At 64.1% G+C, this 19,099-nt stretch carries 20 protein-coding genes; 13 read left to right on the forward strand and 7 right to left on the reverse strand.

Annotation, left to right across the window (positions count from 1 at the left end; translation table 11 throughout):
- The first annotated feature begins 159 nt into the window (after positions 1-159).
- The 4 genes from NKG95_RS00795 to NKG95_RS00810 all read left to right on the forward strand — a co-directional run bounded on the left by NKG95_RS00795 (position 160) and on the right by NKG95_RS00810 (position 4,882).
- Entirely contained in the window at positions 160-1,191 is a 1,032-nt protein-coding gene (locus NKG95_RS00795) for a BMP family protein (protein ID WP_023721351.1), read from the forward strand.
- Between the two features lie 183 nt (positions 1,192-1,374).
- Positions 1,375-2,886, forward strand: coding sequence for an ABC transporter ATP-binding protein (locus tag NKG95_RS00800; RefSeq protein WP_352908563.1), 1,512 nt, complete (start codon positions 1,375-1,377; stop codon positions 2,884-2,886).
- Positions 2,886-3,941 (forward strand): ABC transporter permease, encoded by a 1,056-nt coding sequence (locus tag NKG95_RS00805; RefSeq protein ID WP_352858636.1) that lies wholly within the window; start codon positions 2,886-2,888, stop codon positions 3,939-3,941. Before NKG95_RS00800 ends, NKG95_RS00805 begins: the two co-directional genes overlap by 1 nt.
- Positions 3,938-4,882, forward strand: coding sequence for an ABC transporter permease (locus tag NKG95_RS00810; RefSeq protein ID WP_353039679.1), 945 nt, complete (start codon positions 3,938-3,940; stop codon positions 4,880-4,882). The genes NKG95_RS00805 and NKG95_RS00810 overlap by 4 nt, the downstream gene beginning before the upstream one ends.
- A 14-nt stretch (positions 4,883-4,896) precedes the next feature.
- On the opposite strand, the gene NKG95_RS00815 is transcribed toward NKG95_RS00810, so the two are convergent.
- A complete protein-coding gene (locus NKG95_RS00815) occupies positions 4,897-5,664 on the reverse strand; it encodes an SDR family NAD(P)-dependent oxidoreductase (protein WP_023721347.1) in 768 nt (255 codons plus the stop codon).
- 265 nt (positions 5,665-5,929) lie between these two features.
- On the opposite strand from NKG95_RS00815, the gene NKG95_RS00820 reads away from it, so the two are divergent.
- Together NKG95_RS00820 and NKG95_RS00825 are read left to right on the forward strand one after the other, a co-directional pair.
- On the forward strand, positions 5,930-6,085 hold the full coding sequence (locus NKG95_RS00820) for a hypothetical protein (RefSeq protein WP_023678176.1): 156 nt from the start codon (positions 5,930-5,932) through the stop codon (positions 6,083-6,085).
- 130 nt (positions 6,086-6,215) lie between these two features.
- Complete coding sequence (locus NKG95_RS00825; protein WP_352480997.1) at positions 6,216-7,163, forward strand: LLM class flavin-dependent oxidoreductase; 948 nt, start codon at positions 6,216-6,218, stop codon at positions 7,161-7,163.
- Positions 7,164-7,197: 34 nt separating this feature from the next.
- On the opposite strand, the gene NKG95_RS00830 is transcribed toward NKG95_RS00825, so the two are convergent.
- Genes NKG95_RS00830 through NKG95_RS00840 form a run of 3 tightly spaced genes read right to left on the reverse strand, consistent with a single transcriptional unit; the run spans position 7,198 to position 10,101 of the window.
- Complete coding sequence (locus tag NKG95_RS00830) at positions 7,198-8,148, reverse strand: dihydrodipicolinate synthase family protein (RefSeq protein ID WP_353039681.1); 951 nt, start codon at positions 8,146-8,148, stop codon at positions 7,198-7,200.
- The gene (locus tag NKG95_RS00835) at positions 8,138-9,133 is read right to left on the reverse strand and encodes a Gfo/Idh/MocA family protein (protein WP_352917781.1); all 996 of its coding nucleotides are present in this window, start codon (positions 9,131-9,133) and stop codon (positions 8,138-8,140) included. The genes NKG95_RS00830 and NKG95_RS00835 overlap by 11 nt, the downstream gene beginning before the upstream one ends.
- Positions 9,130-10,101 (reverse strand): Gfo/Idh/MocA family protein, encoded by a 972-nt coding sequence (locus NKG95_RS00840; protein ID WP_353039683.1) that lies wholly within the window; start codon positions 10,099-10,101, stop codon positions 9,130-9,132. Before NKG95_RS00840 ends, NKG95_RS00835 begins: the two co-directional genes overlap by 4 nt.
- A 97-nt stretch (positions 10,102-10,198) precedes the next feature.
- Here NKG95_RS00840 and NKG95_RS00845 point away from each other — a divergent pair, with 97 nt between their 5' ends.
- From NKG95_RS00845 to NKG95_RS00875, 7 genes are all read left to right on the forward strand, one after another.
- A complete protein-coding gene (locus NKG95_RS00845; RefSeq protein ID WP_031194640.1) occupies positions 10,199-10,912 on the forward strand; it encodes a FadR/GntR family transcriptional regulator in 714 nt (237 codons plus the stop codon).
- A gap of 32 nt (positions 10,913-10,944) precedes the next feature.
- On the forward strand, positions 10,945-12,525 hold the full coding sequence (locus tag NKG95_RS00850; RefSeq protein ID WP_352494093.1) for an ABC transporter substrate-binding protein: 1,581 nt from the start codon (positions 10,945-10,947) through the stop codon (positions 12,523-12,525).
- Between the two features lie 66 nt (positions 12,526-12,591).
- Complete coding sequence (locus tag NKG95_RS00855; protein ID WP_353039685.1) at positions 12,592-13,551, forward strand: ABC transporter permease; 960 nt, start codon at positions 12,592-12,594, stop codon at positions 13,549-13,551.
- Positions 13,548-14,453 (forward strand): ABC transporter permease, encoded by a 906-nt coding sequence (locus tag NKG95_RS00860; RefSeq protein WP_502913910.1) that lies wholly within the window; start codon positions 13,548-13,550, stop codon positions 14,451-14,453. The genes NKG95_RS00855 and NKG95_RS00860 overlap by 4 nt, the downstream gene beginning before the upstream one ends.
- An 18-nt stretch (positions 14,454-14,471) precedes the next feature.
- Entirely contained in the window at positions 14,472-15,389 is a 918-nt protein-coding gene (locus NKG95_RS00865) for a dihydrodipicolinate synthase family protein (protein ID WP_352917778.1), read from the forward strand.
- Positions 15,386-16,396: an ABC transporter ATP-binding protein gene (locus NKG95_RS00870; protein ID WP_353039904.1), complete on the forward strand. Its 1,011-nt coding sequence runs from the start codon at positions 15,386-15,388 to the stop codon at positions 16,394-16,396. Before NKG95_RS00865 ends, NKG95_RS00870 begins: the two co-directional genes overlap by 4 nt.
- Positions 16,396-17,364 (forward strand): ABC transporter ATP-binding protein, encoded by a 969-nt coding sequence (locus NKG95_RS00875; protein ID WP_353039689.1) that lies wholly within the window; start codon positions 16,396-16,398, stop codon positions 17,362-17,364. The genes NKG95_RS00870 and NKG95_RS00875 overlap by 1 nt, the downstream gene beginning before the upstream one ends.
- Before the next feature lie 16 nt (positions 17,365-17,380).
- On the opposite strand, the gene NKG95_RS00880 is transcribed toward NKG95_RS00875, so the two are convergent.
- The 3 genes from NKG95_RS00880 to NKG95_RS00890 all read right to left on the reverse strand — a co-directional run bounded on the left by NKG95_RS00880 (position 17,381) and on the right by NKG95_RS00890 (position 19,017).
- Positions 17,381-18,136, reverse strand: a complete 756-nt coding sequence (locus NKG95_RS00880; RefSeq protein WP_352788026.1) for a haloacid dehalogenase type II — start codon at positions 18,134-18,136, stop codon at positions 17,381-17,383.
- Positions 18,137-18,385: 249 nt separating this feature from the next.
- A complete protein-coding gene (locus NKG95_RS00885) occupies positions 18,386-18,718 on the reverse strand; it encodes a DUF167 family protein (RefSeq protein ID WP_353039691.1) in 333 nt (110 codons plus the stop codon).
- Positions 18,715-19,017: a YggT family protein gene (locus NKG95_RS00890; protein ID WP_292657287.1), complete on the reverse strand. Its 303-nt coding sequence runs from the start codon at positions 19,015-19,017 to the stop codon at positions 18,715-18,717. Before NKG95_RS00890 ends, NKG95_RS00885 begins: the two co-directional genes overlap by 4 nt.
- Between the last annotated feature and the right edge of the window lie 82 nt (positions 19,018-19,099).

A 19,099-nucleotide genomic window follows, 5' to 3' on the forward strand; every position in this document is an offset into this window, starting at 1 on the left:
CTCCGGCCGTTCTGAAGGTGCGGCTGCGCGAATTCCCACGTCGTTCCGCCCTTCAAATTTGACCATGTGGACAAAAGCCGGGCACCGTTCCATAGTTCCTTCGCTGATATTCCAGAGAAGAGAGCCGGCTCGACACGGCGCCAATCAGAGGGGCATGCAATGGACAACGGGAAGAGCAGAATCCAATCGAAACGCGAAGGGCTTTCGCGACGCAACGTGCTGGAGCTGGGCGCGCTCGGCCTTGCGGCGGCGATGCTGCCGGGCAGCGCCTTTGCTAAGACCAAGAAGCTGAAAGTGGCGGCGATCTTCGCCACGCCGATCGAGGAGCCGTGGGACAACCAGATCCACGTCGCCCTGCAGAAGGCCGAGAAGGAACTCGGCATCGAGTACAAATGGTCGGAGAAGGTGCAGACCGCCGATTTCAGCCGTGTCATGCGCGAATATGCGCAAGGCGGCTATGAGCTGGTGCTGGGCGATGCCTTCGCCGCCGAGCGCGAATCCCGCAGGACCGCCAAGCAGTTCCCGAAGACCGCCTTCCTGTTCGGCTCCGGCGCCGGGCCGGCCGAGCCGAACTTCGGCGTTTTCGACAACTGGATTCACGAGCCGGCCTATCTGTCCGGCATGATCGCCGGAAAGATGTCGAAATCGGGCACGATCGGCGCGGTCGCGGCTATGGGCATTCCGGAAGTGAACCGGCTGGTCAACGCCTTCTTTGCCGGCGCCAGGGAGGTCAATCCCAACATCAAGAAGAAGGTCGCCTTCATCGGCTCGTTCTTCGATCCGCCAAAGGCAAAGGAAGCGGCTGTTGCCCAGATCGACGCTGGCGTCGACGTCATCTATGCCGAGCGCTTCGGCGTCATCGAAGCGGCGGCGGAGAAGAAGATCCTCGCCATCTCCAACATGTCGGACCAGTCGAGCCTCGGCCCCGACACGGTGATCACCGGGCCGGTCTGGGACATGTATCCGACCGTCGAGCAGGCGATCAAGCTGGTCAAGGCCGGGGTCTTCACCGCGCAGGATTACGGCGATTTCTCGCGCATGGCCAAGGGCGGCTCCTACCTCGCGCCGTACCATAAATTCGACAAGACGCTGCCGGCCGAGGTCAAGGAATTGGTCGAGAGGAAGAAGGCCGAGATCCTCGACGGCAATTTCCGAGTCGACGTGGACGAGAATACGCCGGTCTCGGACTGAGTGCGCCCGCCCCTCCCCCTTGAGGGGAGGGTGGCCCGCAGGGCCGGGTGGGGTCCTCCGCGACGCGCTCCGTCTCTTAAGTCAAAAGTCGAGGCGGTTGAGGCGACCCCTCCCGCCTCGCTTCGCTCGGTACCTCCCCGCAAGGGGGAAGGGTATCCGCGCCATCTCTCACCAGGAGTGCCCTTGCCCGCCCCTCTCATCGAAATGCGCGGCATCACCAAGAGCTTCGGCGCCGTCAAGGCGAACGAGGCCGTCGATCTCAGCGTCGCGCCGGGTGAAATCCTCGGGTTGCTCGGCGAAAACGGCGCCGGCAAGACGACGCTGATGAACGTGCTGTTCGGCGCCTATGCGCCCGACGCCGGCGAGATCCTGGTGCAGGACCGGCCAGTGGCGATCAACAGCTCGGCCGATGCGCTGGCCGCCGGCATCGGCATGGTGCACCAGCATTTTCATCTCGCACCGCGACTTTCGGTGCTGGAGAACCTCTTGATCGGCATTCCCGGCAGATCGGGCCGGATCGACCGCGCCGGGGGGCTGGCGCGGCTCGCCGAGATCGGCCGCCAGCATGGGCTGGCGCTCGACCCGGACCTTCCCGTCTCGGCGCTGTCGGTCGGCGAGCAACAGCGGCTCGAAATCGTCAAGGCATTGTTTCGCGGCGCAAGGCTGCTGATCCTCGACGAGCCGACGGCGGTGCTGGCGCCAACCGAGGTCGACGGACTGTTTTCGGCGCTGCGCTCGATGGCGGCACAGGGGCTCGGCATCATCTTCATCTCGCACAAGCTCAACGAGGTGCGGGCGCTGACGCATCGCTGCGTCGTGCTCAGGCACGGGCGCGTTGCCGGCCGCGTCGATACGCCGGCCAGCACGACATCTTCGGAGATGGCGCGGCTGATGTGCGGCCACGAGATCGTGCCTCCGGCCAGGGGACCGTCGACACCGGGTCCGGCGGTGCTGACCCTCGATGGTATCTCGACATCGCATCATTCCGGCATGGCGCTGCGCGATGTGTCGCTGTCGGTACGCGGCGGCGAGATCCTCGGCATTGCCGGCGTCTCCGGCAACGGCCAGCGGGCGCTTGCCGAGGTCATCTCCGGCGTGCGAGCGCCCGATGCCGGCCGCATGACGATAGCCGGCAAAGCCGTTTCGCGGTTCTCGCCGAGCGCAGTGCAGGCGCTCGGCCTCGGCCGCATCCCGGAAGACCGCATGACGACCGGCCTGGTCACCAATCTGCCGCTTGCCGATTCGATGGTGCTGCCGCGCATCGGCACGGTGGCGTTCAGCCGCAACGGCCTGCTCAGACAGGATGCGATCCGCGCCTTCACCGAGGCGCAGATCAAGGCCTATGACATACGCTGCCCCGGACCGATGACGCGCGCCGGGGCGCTTTCCGGCGGCAATCTGCAAAAGGCGCTTCTGGCGCGCGAACTCGCCTTCGACCCAAAGGTGCTGATCGTTTCGCAGCCGACACGCGGCCTCGATATCGGCGCCGCGCGCTTCATCCACGAAAAATTCCTCGACATGCGTGCCAAGGGCTGCGGCATCATCATCATCGGTGAGGACCTGGAAGAGTTGCTGATGCTCTGCGACCGCATTGCCGTAATGTATGAGGGCCGCATCGTCGGCACGCTGGACAGCACCGATGCCAGCGTCGCCAGACTCGGGTTAATGATGACTGGGGCGGAGGGAAAAGCCTGATGTTCCGTCTCGAGACCCGCACCTCAACGCCCGCGTGGTTCAATCTGGCGCTGCCGCTGCTCGCCGTCGGCGCGACGCTGATCCTGTGCAGCGGCCTTATCGCACTGGCCGAGGCCGGCGTCGTCGAGGCTTATGGCGTGATGTTTTCGGCGTCTTTGGGCGACAGCTACGCCATCACCGAAACGCTGGTGCGTGCCGCGCCGATGATCTTCACCGGCCTTGCCGTGGCGGTCGCCTTCCGCGCCAAATTCTGGAACATCGGCGCCGAAGGGCAATTGCTGGCCGGTGCGGTGGCGAGCTGTGCCGTCGGCGCCATCCCGATGCCGGGGCCGCTCGCCATGTTGCTGATGGCGCTGGCGGGCGCCGCCGCGGGCGCGGCCGTCGCCCTGATCCCCGCCACGCTGCGAGTGAAATTCAGGGTCGATGACGTGGTCAGCTCGCTGTTGCTCAATTCGGTCATTTTTTACGCGCTGATGGCGCTGATCGAGGGCCCATGGAAGGATAGTTTCAGCGGCTACCCGATCTCGCCGCCGATCGAGGATTCAGCGAATTTCCCCGTACTCATCGAAGGCACGCGGCTGCATCTCGGCGTCGTCGCGGCGCTGGTCGCAGCACCGGTCATCTGGTTCGTGGTCGCGCGCACGACGCTCGGCTTCCGCATCAGGGTCACCGGCGAGAACCCGGAAGCCGCGCGCTATGGCGGCATCAATGTCGAGCGGGTGCTAATTTCGACGGCGCTGCTGTCTGGCGCATTGGCCGGCCTTGCCGGCGTCGGCGAGGTCGGCGGCGTGCATTTCCAGGTGATGAGCGACATCTCGCCGGGCTATGGCTATTCCGGCATCGTCGTCGCCATGCTGGCGAGGCTCAATCCGCTTGGCGTCGTGCTGGCGGCGATCTTCCTTGCCGCCGTCATGACCGGCGCCGAGGCGATGTCGCGGGCGACCGGCGTTCCGGCCTTCCTCAGCGATGTTATTCAGGGAACCGCGCTGCTCGCCATGCTGGTGGCGCTGCTGTTCACCGCCTATCGCATCCGTCGCGTCGGAGCCGCCAGATGAGCGTGGTGCTGCAGCAGATCTTCCAGGTCGGCTTCCTGGCCGCCATCATTCGCATCGCCACGCCGCTTGCCTTCGCGACGCTGGGCGAAATGTTCTCCGAGCGCGCCGGCGTGCTTAATCTCGGCATCGAAGGCATCATGCTTTTGTCGGCAATGACCGGCTTCACCGCGGCGAGCCTCAGCGGCAGCCTCTGGCTTGGCGTGCTTGCGGCGGTGCTGACCGGGGCGCTGATGGGCGCCGTGCACGCGCTGTTCACGGTGGCGCTCGGCCTCAGCCAGCATGTCTGCGGCATCGGCGTGACGCTGTTCAGTTCAGGTCTTGCCTATTTCCTCTACCGGCTGATCTTCGGCCAGCAATCGGTGCCGCCGAACATCAAGGGGTTCGAGACGCTGCCGATCCCGATACTATCCGGCATTCCGGTGCTCGGGCCGGCGGTGTTCAACCAGTTTTCGCTGGTCTACATGGCGATGCTGTCTATTCCCCTGGCCGCCTTCGTGCTCTACCGCACGCCGTGGGGTCTGTCGGTTCGCATGGTCGGTGAAAACCCGCGCGCCGCCGATTCGGCAGGCGTCAGCGTCATCGCGACGCGCTCCCAGGCGGTGATCCTCGGCGGCGCCTTGATGGGGCTTGCAGGCGCCTTCCTGTCGATGGCGCAATTCAACGCTTTCACCTTCGGCGTGGTTTCCGGGCGTGGCTGGGTGGCGATCGCGCTCGTCGTCTTCGGCCGCTGGGATCCATGGCGCTCGGCAGGCGGCGCACTGCTGTTCGCCTTCGTCGACGCGCTGCAATTGCGCATGCAGGCAAGTGGGCTCGGCCACATTCCTTATGAGGCGTTCCTGATGCTGCCCTTCATCTTCACCATCGTCGCCATGGCGGTGATGTCGCGCAATGCGGTGGCTCCTTCGGCACTGCTCAAGCCGTTCCGGCGCGAAGAGCGGTAGCGGCGCGCCGTCCTTCACATCGCGGTAAAGCCGTTATCCACGAACAGATGGGCGCCGTTGACGAAGCTGGCCTCGTCGCTGGCCAGGAACAGGGCTGCCCTCGCCACCTCTTCCGGCTCGCCGATCCGGCCTTGCTGCGCGGCCATTGCCGCGTCTGAGACATCGACGCCAAGTTTGTCGAGATCGGCGACCTCGCGCAGGCCATGCGGTGTCCTGATGAAGCCGGGGCAGACCGCATTGCAGCGGACGTTGCGGTCGCGGAATTCGACGGCAATGGCACGCGCGAACATGTGGCAGGCACCCTTGGTGGTGTCGTAAAGCACCTCCATCGGCGTCGCCGCCACCGCCGAGATCGACGAGGTGCAGACGATGGAACCGCCGCCGGCGGCGATCATGCCGGGCAGCACGGCGCGCGTCATCAGGAACATCGAACGCACATTGACGGCATGCAGCCAGTCCCATTCCTGCAGCGTGGTCTCCAGGAAGGGTTTGATGACGATGGTGCCGGCATGGTTGAACAGAACCGTAACCGGGCCGAATTTTTCCATCACGCCCTTCACCGCCGCTTCGACCTGCCGCTCGTCCGATACGTCGGCGACCCAGTGCTCGGCGATATGGCCGCGTTGCCTGATTGCCGCTGCGGTGGCAGCCGCCGCTTCGCCGTTGCGGTCGACGATCGCCACCTTGGCGCCCTCGGCCGCGAAAAGCTCCGAGGCCGCACCGCCCATTCCCGTCGCGCCGCCCGAAATGATGGCGACCTTGCCGGCCAGTCTTGTGCCCATGTTTTGCTCCCTGCTGCCTTGCCGTGACGTCGCGGCTTCCGCTCAAGCAGCGATGCTATCCCGTATCCATTGGATGGCCAAGGAGCCACACACACATGGACTTGACGTTTTCTGCCGTCTTCCCCGGCACGCCCAAAAGCCAGCGCTAAGCAGCAAAAACACCAATTGTCTGCGGTTTGGGGAAAATTGTTCTAAAGATCGCGCGAAAATAGCACTCGACAAAGTCTACTGATTTTATAGATTAAGCGCCGAGACGGAGGTCGATATGTCCTATAGCCAGAACGCTCAGACTGCCCGCAAAGGCCAAAGGCTGGGTTCCGACCAGGTGTGGCGGCCGGCCTATGCCGGCGCTTTCGCCTACCTCGTCTTTGCCCTTGCGTTCGTATTCACCGGGGCAGTGGTACTGGGGCTGATCCCCTGATTAGTAAGGCTCTGATCGTCGAGGCTTGCTCGGGATAGCGGCCTGCCGTTTGCAGAAATTCCGGAGTTGAATGAACCGAATGCCGGTGCGCTTTTGCGCGCCCTGATTCAACGTGATGGAGGAGATGGCAATGCCGATCGAGTTCACGCATGTTCCCGGTAAGATCCACGCTGCCGACGCCAGCTTTTTCTACGACTTTGTCGAGACCGCGACGAAGCTGTCGCTGATCGAGGATGCCGGATTCCAGAAGATCGTCATCGACGACCAGGCCGGGCTGCTGACCAATATGGACCTTGCCGCCCAGACGCTGGACCGGACCTCCTCCCTCGAGGTCGTGCTCACCCATTGGGCAGGCGTGATCGAACCAACCGTGGCGGCGCGGCAGCTCGCTGCCCTCGACGCGAGGAGCCGTGGCCGGCTGTCGCTCAGGATGCTCAGCGAGCCGCTGAGCGACGACGATGCCGAGGCACGTCCGGCCGGCCATACGGTGGTCTGGCAACGCATCGACGAATATCTGGTGCTGCTGAAGCGGTTGTGGTCGAACGACAGGCCGTTCGACCATGAAGGCGCCTTTTACAGCGTCAACGGCGGCTATGTGCCGCGCAAGGGGCCGCATGGTGCCGACGTGACCATCCGCATGGGCGGACAGTCGGGCACGGCGCTCAGGGTCGCGGGCAGGCATGCGGATGTGTTCGAGCTGGCGCCCGGCTCGCTTGCAGAAATCCGACAGTCAATGGAGCGCGTACGCGGCGCTGCCGCCGAACACGGTCGGGCCGGCAAGCTGCGTTTCGCGCTTCCCGTCCGAATCCGTTCGGAAGACAAGCCGGCCGCTTCCTGCCAGAAGGCGCTCGAACTTGCCGGGCCGCCGGCGCAGGTCGCGCTGTCGCTGCTTTCCTACGCCGCTTTGGGGATCAAGGAGTTCATGATCGTCGGCGTCGACAGGCCGCGCGAGATTGCGACTGCCGGCCGCGAGGCGATCGCACTGCTGCGCAACTCGCTGGCGCGGCGCGAGGCCGATATCCCTCAGCCGGGGGCGTTTGCGTCCCGTGCGACACAGGGCGCGAGAGCCGGCTGCTGAAGAGCCGCCGTCGTCCCGCGCCTTGCTGACGGGTCTACCACCATTCCGGGAAAGCCGCGCAGGCGGCCCTGGCCAGCGTCGGTATTTCCTGATCGGGAACGGAGCTGTAGGGCCAGAGCAGTCGCGGGCCGAGTGGCGCCCAGCCGCCGGCCGCCGCCATCGCCTTGTCGAGCGCTGCATCGCTGACATTGTAACGGGTGCGAAACGGTAGGACATGTGCGGCGAGGAAGGCCTGTATGCGGGCCTCGACCTCGGCAGCGGCGGCCATGTCGGTGCGGATCATCTGCCACCACTGTACCGCACCCTTCGGGTTGAGGCAGGCAACGTTGGAATAGCTGCCATGGGCTCCCCCAGCATAGCCTGTCGCCAGCGTGTGGCCGGGGACGAAGACGGAGAATCCGTCCAGTTTGTGGCGCATATCGGCATACCAGTCGGCGTCACCGCCCGGCAGTTTGGCGCCGACCAGCGACGGCACGGCCGCGCGCAGCCGGGCGATGCCTTCGAGTGTCAGGCGACGCTTGGCGTGCGGCGGGTTGTAGAGCACCAGCGGCGTTTCGGGCGCGGCCTCGCAGAGGCGGCCGACAAAACGCATGACCTCGTCGTCGCTGGGCGGCCACCAGTCGGGCAGTGTGAATTGCACCGCCGCCGGGCCAAACGCCGAGACCCGCGTCAGCCGCTCCAGTGCGACGCGCGGATTGGACTGGCTGATGCCGATCTGGAAAGGAAGGCGCGCGCCGCCGGCTGTTGCGGCGACCAGCCCACAAAGCCGGTCGAATTCGGGCTCGGTCTGGCAATGGAATTCGCAGGCCGTGCCATTGGAATAGACGCCGTCGACGCCTGACGCGCAAAGCCGCGCGATCGTCTCTTCCGTCGCCTGCCAGTCGATCGCTCCGCGATCGTCGATGGCCAGCATCACCGCGCCCCAGACGCCGCGCGGTGCGTGTGCGGGCAAGCGGGCCAGATGGTCGTCGAGGTCAGCGTGCACCGGCGATCTCGTGTTCGTGGCGGGTTTCGTTCGACGCGAAGGCAGCCTCGATAATGCCGATGATCTTGCGTGCATAGAGACCGTCGACCGGCACCGGCGTGTCGTCGGCAATGGCATCGCGCATCGCGCTCCATTCGCGCACCAGCGCGTTGTGCATCCAGTTCGGTTCGAATGAACCGGGCAACTCGGTCCAGACCGTATCGCGTCCAAGCATCGTGCCGCGATCCATGTCGATGCGCAGCGTTCCCTGCTCGCAGACCAGATCCATGGCGTAGGTGGTAGCGCCGGTGCGATAGCCGATGCTCTGCACCTGGCCGATGCCGCCGCCGGCGAAGCGCAGCCCAAGCAAGGCGCTGTCGTCTGCTTCCTGGTCATGGAACTTGGCGCCGAGCATGCCGCTCACCGACACGACATCGTCATCCATCAGCCAGACCAGGCGGTCGAGCGCGTGGATGCCGGCCGTCAACAGCATGCCGCCGCCGGTCGACTTGCGCAGATGCCAGTCGCGGCGATTGTGCTCCATCCATAGCTTGATGATCCAGCTCGATCCGATGAGCGGCCGGCCGAGCTCTCCTTGCTCCAGCTTCTGCCTGGCTGCCATGCAGGGCAGGGCGAAATGCATGAGATGGGCGACCATCAGCTTGACGCCGCTATCGGTTACGGCGGCGTTGATCGCGTCGCAGGCAGCCGCCGTCGGCGCCATCGGCTTTTCGAGCAGGATGTGCTTGCCGGCGTTTGCTGCGCCGATGGCCATTTCGGCATGGAGATGGTGCGGGGTGGCAATGAGGACCGCGTCGACCTCCTTGTCGTCCAGCAGCTTGCGCCAATCAGTGTAGCCGCGGCCGCCATATTCGGCGGTGAAGCGCTGCAGCGCATCGGCATTTCCACGAGAGGCGGCGACGAGACGAATCCCTCCAACCTCACGGATTGCCCGCGCATGGGCTGCGCCGAAATCGCCGGCGCCGATAATTCCTATTCCAATCATGATCCTGCCTTTTCATAAGCGGCGTCGATCAGCAACATCGCCGTAACATAGTCCTCGATGGACGCCGACGGAGGCGCGTTTCTCGCGAGCCGGTCAAGCGTATCGCGCATGAAAAGACGATAGCGCATTGCCGGCAGTTCAACCGGCAGATCGAGGATGATAGCATCGTCGAGCGTGGCGCAGATGGCACGGTCGCCATGATCGACCAAGGTCGCATTGGCACTGACGATGCGCCACTCGAAGTCACCGCCGGGGCGCATCGAAGCAAAGGTGTAGCCGGCCTCGACGATGAACACCGCGCCGGCCTCGTCTTCCAGCACCAGCAGCGCATGGTCCTCGACCGGGCCGGGATGAATGCGGTTCGCGATCGAAACGCTTTTCAGGCCGAGCTTGCCGGTTGCGAGGCTGAGTGCCGCGTCGACGCCGTGTATGCCAAGATTCCTCAACGCACCCCCGCCGCCAACCGCCGGATCGACGACCCAGGCGACACCGTCGGCGATGTAGCGTTGCGGCGGGCCGTTGACCAGCCGGAACTGGCAATGCGCCACCGGCCCGGCGCGACCTTGCCGGCGCAGCCGTTCAAAGCCGGCAACGGCCGGCCCGAAACGGTTGGGCAGGGGAACAGCGACAAAAGCCTGGTGCTGCCTGGCAAGCTCGCGCAGCGCCATCAGTTCCCTCGTATGGCTGGCCGCCGGCTTCTCCAGGATCAGCGGTATCCCTGCCGCGATGATCGCGCGTGCCCGCGCCGGCACCATCGAAGGGTGCCCCATCAACAGGATCGCATCCGGCGGGCTGGAGAGTATCTCCGTGAAATCTTTGATAAACGGCAGATCGTGGTGCGCGGCGAACCCATGCGCTTGGCCAGGATCCTCGTCCCAGATGCCGGCGATCTCCGCACCGTAAAAGCGTGCGGCGTCGAGGTGCATTTCGGCGTGCCAGTGGCTCGAGCCGGCGAGGGTAATCTTCATTCGAAGGCAGCAGGTTTGTTATGGGCTTGCAGGATATCCTACAAGTAGCTATACGACAAGCGGGCAGGCTAATCCGGCGGATGATGAAAGCAGTGGGATGGCGGAACTGAAGTCGATCGAACCGTTGAGCAGACCGCCGCTTCTTCACGTCACCGTGCAGGAAAGCCTCAGGGCCTATATCGAAAGCAACCAGCTCAAGGCAGGCGATCCCTTGCCGCCGGAAACGTTCCTGGCGCAGCGGCTCGGCGTCGGCCGCAACTCCGTGCGGGAAGCCATCAAGGCGCTGGAATCGATCGGCATCCTGGAGACGCGGCGCGGCATCGGCGTCTTCGTCAAGGAGTTCTCGTTCAAGCCGCTGCTGGATAACCTGGCATACGGCTTGCAGGATTCGCTGCGCGATGTCGAAGAGCTGCGCGAAATCCGCCGCGTGCTGGAAACCGGCCTCATCGCCAAGACGATCGAGATGATCAGTGCCGAGGATATCGAGGCGCTGCGCCAGTTGACCGAGCGCATGCGGCAACGTGCCGAGCGCCATGAGAGCTTCGCCGAAGAGGACCAGCAATTCCACCAGCTGCTGTTCCGCTGCCAGAACAATCACATGCTGAGCGCACTGATCGACATCTTCTGGACGGCGTTCGACAAGGCCTCGAATTTCACCAATCTCGATAATCCGACGCCGCTGGCGACATGGCGCGACCATCACGAGATCGTCGAGGCTGTCGCCGCCAAGGATGTCGACCAGGCGCGTCGGCGGCTCGACGACCATTACCGGGGGATCCAGCAGGTTATCGCCAAAAACCGAGCAAGCTGAAGAACAACCTGAATATGCCAAGGGAGGAAACCATGCGCATCAGGACCATCGCATTCTCAGTCGCCGGGCTGCTGCTCGCCAGCATTGCCCCATTGACCAATGTCCAGGCACAAAGCGCCAAGACCATTGCGGGCGGCTTCGACGTCGGCCCGGGCGGTTTTCCCAAGAACTTCAACCCGCTGGTCGCGACCGGCGGCTACACCTGGCTCAGCACCTATTTCGAACCGCTGGTCATCTTCAATGCCGGGCTGACCGAGATCGAAGGCGACCTCGCCAAGGACTACAAGATCAGCGACGACCAGCTGAGCTATACGTTCAACCTGGTCAACGAGACCTGGCATGACGGCAAACCGTTCACCTCGAAGGACGTCAAGTTCACCCTCGAGCTTGCCAAGAACAAGGCCTCCGGCAGCCTGTTTGCCGCCCGCCTCGCCAACATCGCCTCGGTCGATGCACCGGATGACCACACCGCAGTGGTGAAGCTATCGAAACCGAACGGCTCGTTTCTATCCATCCTCTCGCAGCTAATGATCCTGCCGGAGCATGCCCTGGCCGCTCTGCCGCCGGAATCACTGGCGACAAGCACCTGGTGGTCGACCGCTCCGGTGGGCACCGGCCCGTTCAAGTTCAAGCGCTACGTGACCGACCAATATGTCGAACTGGCAGCCGATGACGACTATCGCAGCGGCAAGCCGAAGGTAGACGTGCTCATCAACCGCTATTTCGAGTCGCCGGCGGCGGCCGTCGCCGCGCTCCGCGCCGGCGAGATCCAGTTCACCTATGTCGAGCCCGACGATGCGGCATCCTTCAAGAGCGACAGCAATTTCAAGGTGATCGAAGGTGCCTCGTACGTGGTCAACTATATCGGCCTGAACCAGAAGGTCGACCTGTTTAGGGATATCCGTGTCCGCCAGGCGATTATGTATGCGATCGATCGCAACGCCATCATCGACAGCCTCTACGGCGGTGCCGCCAAGCCAGCCAATTGCGGCTATGTCGCGCCGCATCTCGTTCCGGCAGACCTCGAACCCTATGCCTACGATCCGGCAAAGGCCAAGGCGCTGCTGACCGAGGCGGGCTGGGACAAGATCAATGGCGACAAGCCGATCACCTTGCTGACCTATTACGGCTCGCCGCAAGCCGCCAATGTGATGGCCGCTGTCCAGTCGATGCTGGCCGAGGTCGGCATCAATGTGGTGCCGCGCGTCGTCGATACGCCGACCTACAATGGCATCGTCTACAAGCAAGGCACGCCGGACTGGAATGCATTTCCGATGGTTTATGCCGGCCTGCAGAACGGCCCCAACCCGGCCGGCCTCAATCCCGGCCTCAACAAGTCGCAGATTCCGCCGGCAGGCTTCAACACCATGCGCATCGAGTTCGACGACCTGAGCACCGCGTTGGACGCCGCGCTCGGCCAAACCGATCCGGCCAAGCTCGATCAATCCTGGCAGGAGGTCTGCAAGGTCATGAACAAGGAGCTACCCTGGGCGACGTTGTGGGTGGCCAACCGCTATGGCGTGGCCTCCAACAAGCTGCGTGACTTCGTCTGGACGCCGGCGCCGGGCGGCGGTCCTTATGCAGCTCACCCCGAGCGCTGGGACATCCAGTAAGAACTCCGCAACCAAGCGAGCAGGCGGAACCACTTTGGCGCCGCCTGCCACGGCCACGGAAAGCCCATGTTGAGCTTCATCGCCCGCCGCAGCGCCACAGGACTGCTGATGCTGGTCGCGCTCAGCGTCCTCATCTTCATCCTGCTGCGGCTGGCGCCGGGCGATCCGATCGACGCCTATATCAACCCGTCGGTCCCCATGTCGGCTTCCGACCTCGAGGGCCTGCGCGAACGGCTCGGGCTCGATCGGCCGCTTCCCGTGCAATATCTCGCCTGGCTGCGCGCGGCGCTGAGCGGTGACTTCGGCTATTCGATCCAGCGCAGCGGCGTTGCCGTGCTGCCACTGGTCATGGAACGCATCGGCCCGACGGCGCTGCTGATGGGCACGGGCCTGGCGATCGCCATCGTGCTCGGCATTTCCGCCGGCATTTTCAGCGCGGTGCGCCGTAACGAACCGTCCGACATCGCGCTGTCGGTGCTGTCGTTTATCGGTATCTCCAGCCCGGCTTTCCTGACGGCGCTGCTCGGTCTCTATTTCTTCTCAGTGCTGCTGCGCTGGGCGCCGTCCGGCGGCATGCAGACGGCCGGCGCGCCGTTCTCGATGACGGATGTGCTAGCGCACCTCATCCTGCCCGCTTGCCTGCTATCGATCGGCCATGCCGCGCTGATCATGCGCTACATGCGCGCTTCGCTGCTGGAAGTGCTCAACCAGGACTACGTGCGGACGGCGCGCGCCAAGGGCGTGCGCGAGTTCTGGGTGATCATCAAGCACGCCACCCGCAATGCGCTCTTGCCGGTCATTACCCTGATCGGCTCGACCGTCGGCATCGCCGTCGGCGGCGCCATCTTCCTGGAAAGCGTGTTCAACTGGCCGGGCATGGGACTGCTTCTGGTCAGCGCCGTCGGCACCCGCGATTACCCGGTGATCATGGGCGCTACCCTGGTGATCGGCGTTTGCGTCATCCTGGTCAACCTCTTGACCGACGTCGTCTATGCCGTCGTCGACCCGCGCATTCAGGTGGCATGATGGCAATCACCGCGCCAGATCCTACAGTTGACCCGACAGCCGTGCCGCAAGCCAAAGGCCCGCTTCGCCGCGCGTTCGACCGCTTTTTTGAAAACCGAGCGGCACGCGCCGGGCTTTTGATCGTCATCCCGATCCTGTTGGCGGTTTCGACCTATCCTCTGTGGTGGCCGTTCGGCCCGAACGCCATCGACCTCAGGGCGATGAACAAGGCGCCGTCCGCCATTCATTGGCTGGGCAGCGATGGCGTTGGGCGTGATGTCATGGCACGGTTGCTGCAAGGCGGGCGGATCTCACTGCTGGTTGCCATCTGTTCGGTTGCCATCTCGACCGTCATCGGCTTCCTGATCGGCGCCGTCGCCAGCTTTGGCGGGCGTCTCGTCGACGGAACGGTGATGCGCCTGGTCGATCTGGCGATGACGCTGCCGCCGGTGATCTTCCTGCTGGTGCTGGCTTCGATTGCCGGCACCGGCATCGCCCCGACCATCCTGGTGATCTCGCTGCTCTCCTGGCCAGTGCTGTCGCGCATGGTGCGCGCCCGGCTGCTCGAACTGCGCGAGCGCGATTTCGTCGTTGCGGCCCGGGGCATGGGCGCGGGGCTGCCGCATCTGCTGTTCCGGCATGGCCTGCCCAATTGCATCGATATCCTGGTCGTCTACGCCACCTTGCAGATCGCCAACGCCATCCTGCTTGAGGCTGGCCTGTCCTTTCTCGGCCTGGGCATCGCACCGCCAGAAGCCAGCTGGGGCAACATGCTCAATCTCGCCCGCTCCACCGTCGTGCTGGAAAATTACCCCTGGCAATGGATGTTCCCGGGCGCCGCACTGGTGCTCACCGTGCTCGCCATCAATTTCATCGGCGACGGCTTGCGCGATGCATTCGATCCTCGCTCCGATCTCAACTGACCTCAAAGGTTCATCAAAATGCCCCTGTTTACCGGCGTCGTGCCACCTGTCGTCACCCCGCTCAATGCCGATTTCAGCATCGACTTTCCCTCGTTCACCCGCACCATCGAGAACCTGCTCGACGGCGGTGTCCACGGGCTGTTCGTGCTCGGCTCGACCAGCGAGGTGGTCTTCCACGACGAGGCGGGCCGCAGGGCCATCCTCGAGCACGCGGTCAGGGTCAATAACGGCCGGGTTCCGATCTTCGCCGGGGTCATCGACCCGACGACCGATCGTGTGATCAATCACGCCCGCATCGCCAGATCGGCCGGCGTCGACGCCATCGTCGTCACCGCGCCGTTTTATACCCGCACCAGCCAGCCGGAGATCGGCGACCACTTCCGCTATATCAAGGATGCGATCGACATTCCCGTCATCGCCTACGACATCCCGGTCTGCGTTCACATCAAGCTGGAGCGCAAGACCACGGTCGGCCTCGCCAGGGAAGGCGCCATCGCGGGCATCAAGGATTCCAGCGGCGATGACGGCAATCTGCGTTACGTGCTCAAGGATATGGCCGATGACCCGGGGTTCTTCGGCATGACCGGCTCCGAGATCCTGGTCGACAGCGTGCTGGCCATGGGTGCGCATGGCGTCGTGCCGGGCCTCGCCAATGTCGACCCGCATGGCTATGTCAGGCTGTGGAAGCTGATGCAGGCCGGCCAGCATGCCGAAGCCCGGCTAGAGCAGGAGCGGCTGTTAAAGCTGTTCGAGATCGTCTGGATCTCGCTCGGCAGGACAAGCGCCGGCTCGGCCGGCGTCGGCGCCTTCAAGGCAGCGATGAAGAGCCTCGGCATCATCGCCTCGAACACCATGGCGCGGCCGCAGCGCAGCCTGAACGAGGAGGAAACCGCGAAGATCGACATGATCCTTCGCGACGTGGGGCTGCTCCGCTGAGTGTCGCGCCGATCCTCTCGATTTCCGGCCTGCGCGCGGTGTTCCGCATTGCGGGGCGCGACATCGCGGCGGTAACGGATGTCGACCTGACGATCGGCTCCGGCGAGACGGTGGCGCTCGTCGGCGAATCCGGGTCCGGCAAATCCGTCACCAGCCTGTCGATCATCGGCCTGTTGCCGAAAAGGGTCGGGCATATCGCCGAGGGTTCGATCGCGCTGCGGCGCAAGAACGGCACGGTCACCGAGCTGACCAGCCTCGATGCCGAGTCGCTGCGCAAGATACGCGGCAACGAGATCGGCATGGTGTTCCAGGAGCCGATGACCAGCCTCAACCCGGTCTACACGATCGGCGAGCAGATTGCCGAGCCGATCCGCATCCATCTCGGCAAATCGCATCGCGAGGCAGAAGCAGACGCGGTGCGGCTGCTGGAGCAGGTCGGCATTCCCGATCCGAAGCGGCGGGCGCGACAGTATCCGCACGAGCTGTCGGGCGGGATGCGCCAGCGCGCCACTATCGCCATGGCCCTGTCCTGCGATCCAGGCTTGCTGATCGCCGATGAGCCGACAACCGCGCTGGACGTCACAATCCAGGCCCAGATTCTCGATCTTTTGGCCGAGCTGCAGGCGCAGCGCGGCATGGGCATCCTGTTCGTCACTCACAATCTCGGCGTCGTAGCCGAAATCGCCGACCGGGTAGCGGTGATGTATGCCGGGCGTATCGTCGAAACAGGTCCAGTGAGCGAAGTGTTCACCCGTCCGCGTCATCCCTATACGGCAGGGTTGATGCGCTCGGTGCCGCGGCTCGGCGAGGCCATGGCGCTAAAGATGGCGGGGACGCCGCTGCCGACCATTGCCGGAAATGTTCCGTCGCTCGCCTTGCTGCCCAAGGGCTGTTCCTTCGCGCCGCGCTGCCCGATGGCTATCACTGCCTGCCGCGCCGCGGTCCCGCCACTATTTGCGGCGACGCCGACCCAGCAAAGCCGCTGCCTGCGCTGGGAGGAGCTCTGATGGAGGGCGCCCCGTTCCTATCGGTCAAAAACCTGACCAAGCATTTTGCGCCGACCGCGTTTTCGCGCGGCCCCATCGTCAGGGCACTGGAGGATATTTCGTTCGAGGTCAGGCGTGGTCAGGTGGTCGGGCTGGTCGGCGAATCCGGCTCCGGCAAGACCACGATCGGCCGCTCGGTGCTGCGTCTGATCGAGCCGACATCCGGCCAGATCAGCTATGGCGGCACCGACATCACCAGGCTGGGTGCCGCCCAGTTGCGCCGCCAGCGCCGCAAGATGCAGTATATTTTCCAGGATCCCTTCGCCAGCCTGTCGCCGCGCATGACCATCGGGCAGATCCTCACCGAAGGCTTGGACATTCAAGGCATTGGCAGGAAATCCGAGCGGCGGGCGAAGGCCGAGAAGGCACTTGCCGCGGTCGAGTTGCCGGTCGACGCCTATGATCGCTACGCCCATGAATTCTCGGGCGGCCAGCGCCAGCGCATCGGCATCGCCCGGGCGCTGACGCTCGAGCCGGAATTCATTGTCGCCGACGAGCCGGTCTCGGCGCTCGACGTCTCGATCCAGGCCCAAATCATCAATTTGTTGCGCGATCTGCAGCTCCGGCTTGGGCTGACCATGCTGTTCATTTCGCACGATCTGGCCGTGGTCGAGTACATCTGCGACACGGTCATCGTGCTCTATCTCGGGCGCATCATGGAGGTTGCGCCGGCGGCCGCGCTCTATGCCCGGCCGCAGCATCCCTATACGCGTGCGCTGCTGTCGGCCATTCCGTCGCTCGATCCGTTGGCCAGGCAAGACCGGCAGGTGCTCAAGGGCGATATTCCCAGCCCGGCAAACCCGCCGTCGGGCTGTGTTTTCCGGACCCGTTGCCCGTTTGCGCTGGAGGCTTGCGCCGGGGCTATGCCGCCGCTGAGGGCGACAGCCGAGGGTCATCTGAAGGCCTGCATCCGCGACGACATCGCTTAGGTTTTTTGCCCTCGGCCTACGGGAGAACTTGGGCGAGATGGACAAGGTCGTCGGCCACAAAGTCCCAGCTCTCACGAGGCGAGAGATCGGTCGTCTGCGCCGGACCATGCTCTTTTGGACGAGCAACAAAAGCGGTTCCGATACCGCACCTTCGTGCCGCAGCCAGGTCGTCGTTATGCGCGGCGACTAACACGGCCTCCGAAGGTCGCACCCCCAGGATCTCCACTGCGCGGAGATAAGCCTGTGGCGCAGGCTTGTAGGTGCCGAACACATCCGAGCCAAGGACGGTGTCCCAAGGCAGGCCGGCGCGCTTGGCCATGTCCAGCAACAGCCGGGTATTGCCCCCCGACAAGGGCGCGATGATGAAGCGTTCCTTCAGCCTCGCAAGGCCTTTCAGCGAATCGGGCCACGGCTCCAGCCGGTGCCAGGCGAGATTGAGTTCTTCAAGTTCGGTGGCCGGCAGCGCGGATGGGGTTAGCCCGAACTGGACGAAGGCGGCGTCCAGATTCTCCTTGTTGATCACGTCGAGTGAAACGAAAGGCCGGTGCCCCGTCCGCACCGCCTCGGTCGAGGCGTCATAGCGCAACGCCCATGCATCCGCGAATTCACCGGGATCGACCTGCTGTGCACCGTTTCGCGCGAGGAAGGCGCCAGCCTCCCTTGCAATACCGTTGCGCCAGTCAACGACGGTTCCCAGAACGTCGAAGAATAGAACTCGAGTAGCGGTCATATTGAGCTTTCCGGTCGGGTTGCGGTGGGTGTCCTGCCGCATCGGTCGCGATAGGACGGATCGGCCTCGTCGAGCTGCTGATCAGATAGTCGAAATGTTTAAAAGCCTGATCGCGAAGGGCGGTTCCCCCGACCTCATTGAAACGTCGTCGACGCCAACCCATATGCAATCCGCGTCGGATGTTTCCTCCCATTCGTCCGGCGCGTTCCCCTCTGAAGGTTTTCGACCTTCACATCTGGCCGGGCTTCGCAGCCCGGCCTTTTTTCTGCGGGGTAGGTGAGCGAGCCGAGATCATGGCGCAGGCGAGCCCAGCGTATCGATGCGTTTGGTCAGCGCCGCGGGATCGCCAAGCACGCGCAGCGTCTTCCGCCGAGCTGTGCCGCCGGCGGCGATCGAGACGCCCGATGCCGGCACGCCAAGCGCTTTGCCGACCAGCTTTTCCAGCGCTCGATTGGCGGCTCCGTTTTCCGGCACGGCGCGGACGCGGGCTTTTAAATAGCTTCGCCCATCCGCCGATGTTTCGATCCCCTCCAGCCTGTCCATCGCCGCTTTCGGCGTTAGCCGAACGAAAAGGTCGATGCCGTCGGCGCGAGGTCGAAAGAAACGGTTCGTCCCGTGACTCACATCGATCCGATACCGAACATCGGCTGAACCGTCGTGTCTAGGAACACGCTGATAAATGTCAGCGCCAGCAACAGGATGATCGGCGAGATATCGATGCCGCCAAGGTCCGGGAGGACGCGGCGGATCGGCCGCAATGCCGGCTCGGTCAGTCGATAGAGCATGTTGCCGATCGAGTCGACAAGCTGGTTACGCGAATTGACGACGTTGAAGGCGTAAAGCCAAGAGAAGATAGCCGCGCCAATCACAATATACCAATAGATATTAATCGCGGCATGCAGCGTGTAAAAGACTGCGATCATCGGTTGCTCCTTGCGAACGCCCGACATGTAGCCACTGCAGGGGAAAGCGGCAAGAGCCGCCTCTGCCGCATGGCGAAGCCGG

It is taken from the genome of Mesorhizobium sp. M1423, from assembly GCF_040317575.1.
Taxonomy (GTDB): domain Bacteria; phylum Pseudomonadota; class Alphaproteobacteria; order Rhizobiales; family Rhizobiaceae; genus Mesorhizobium.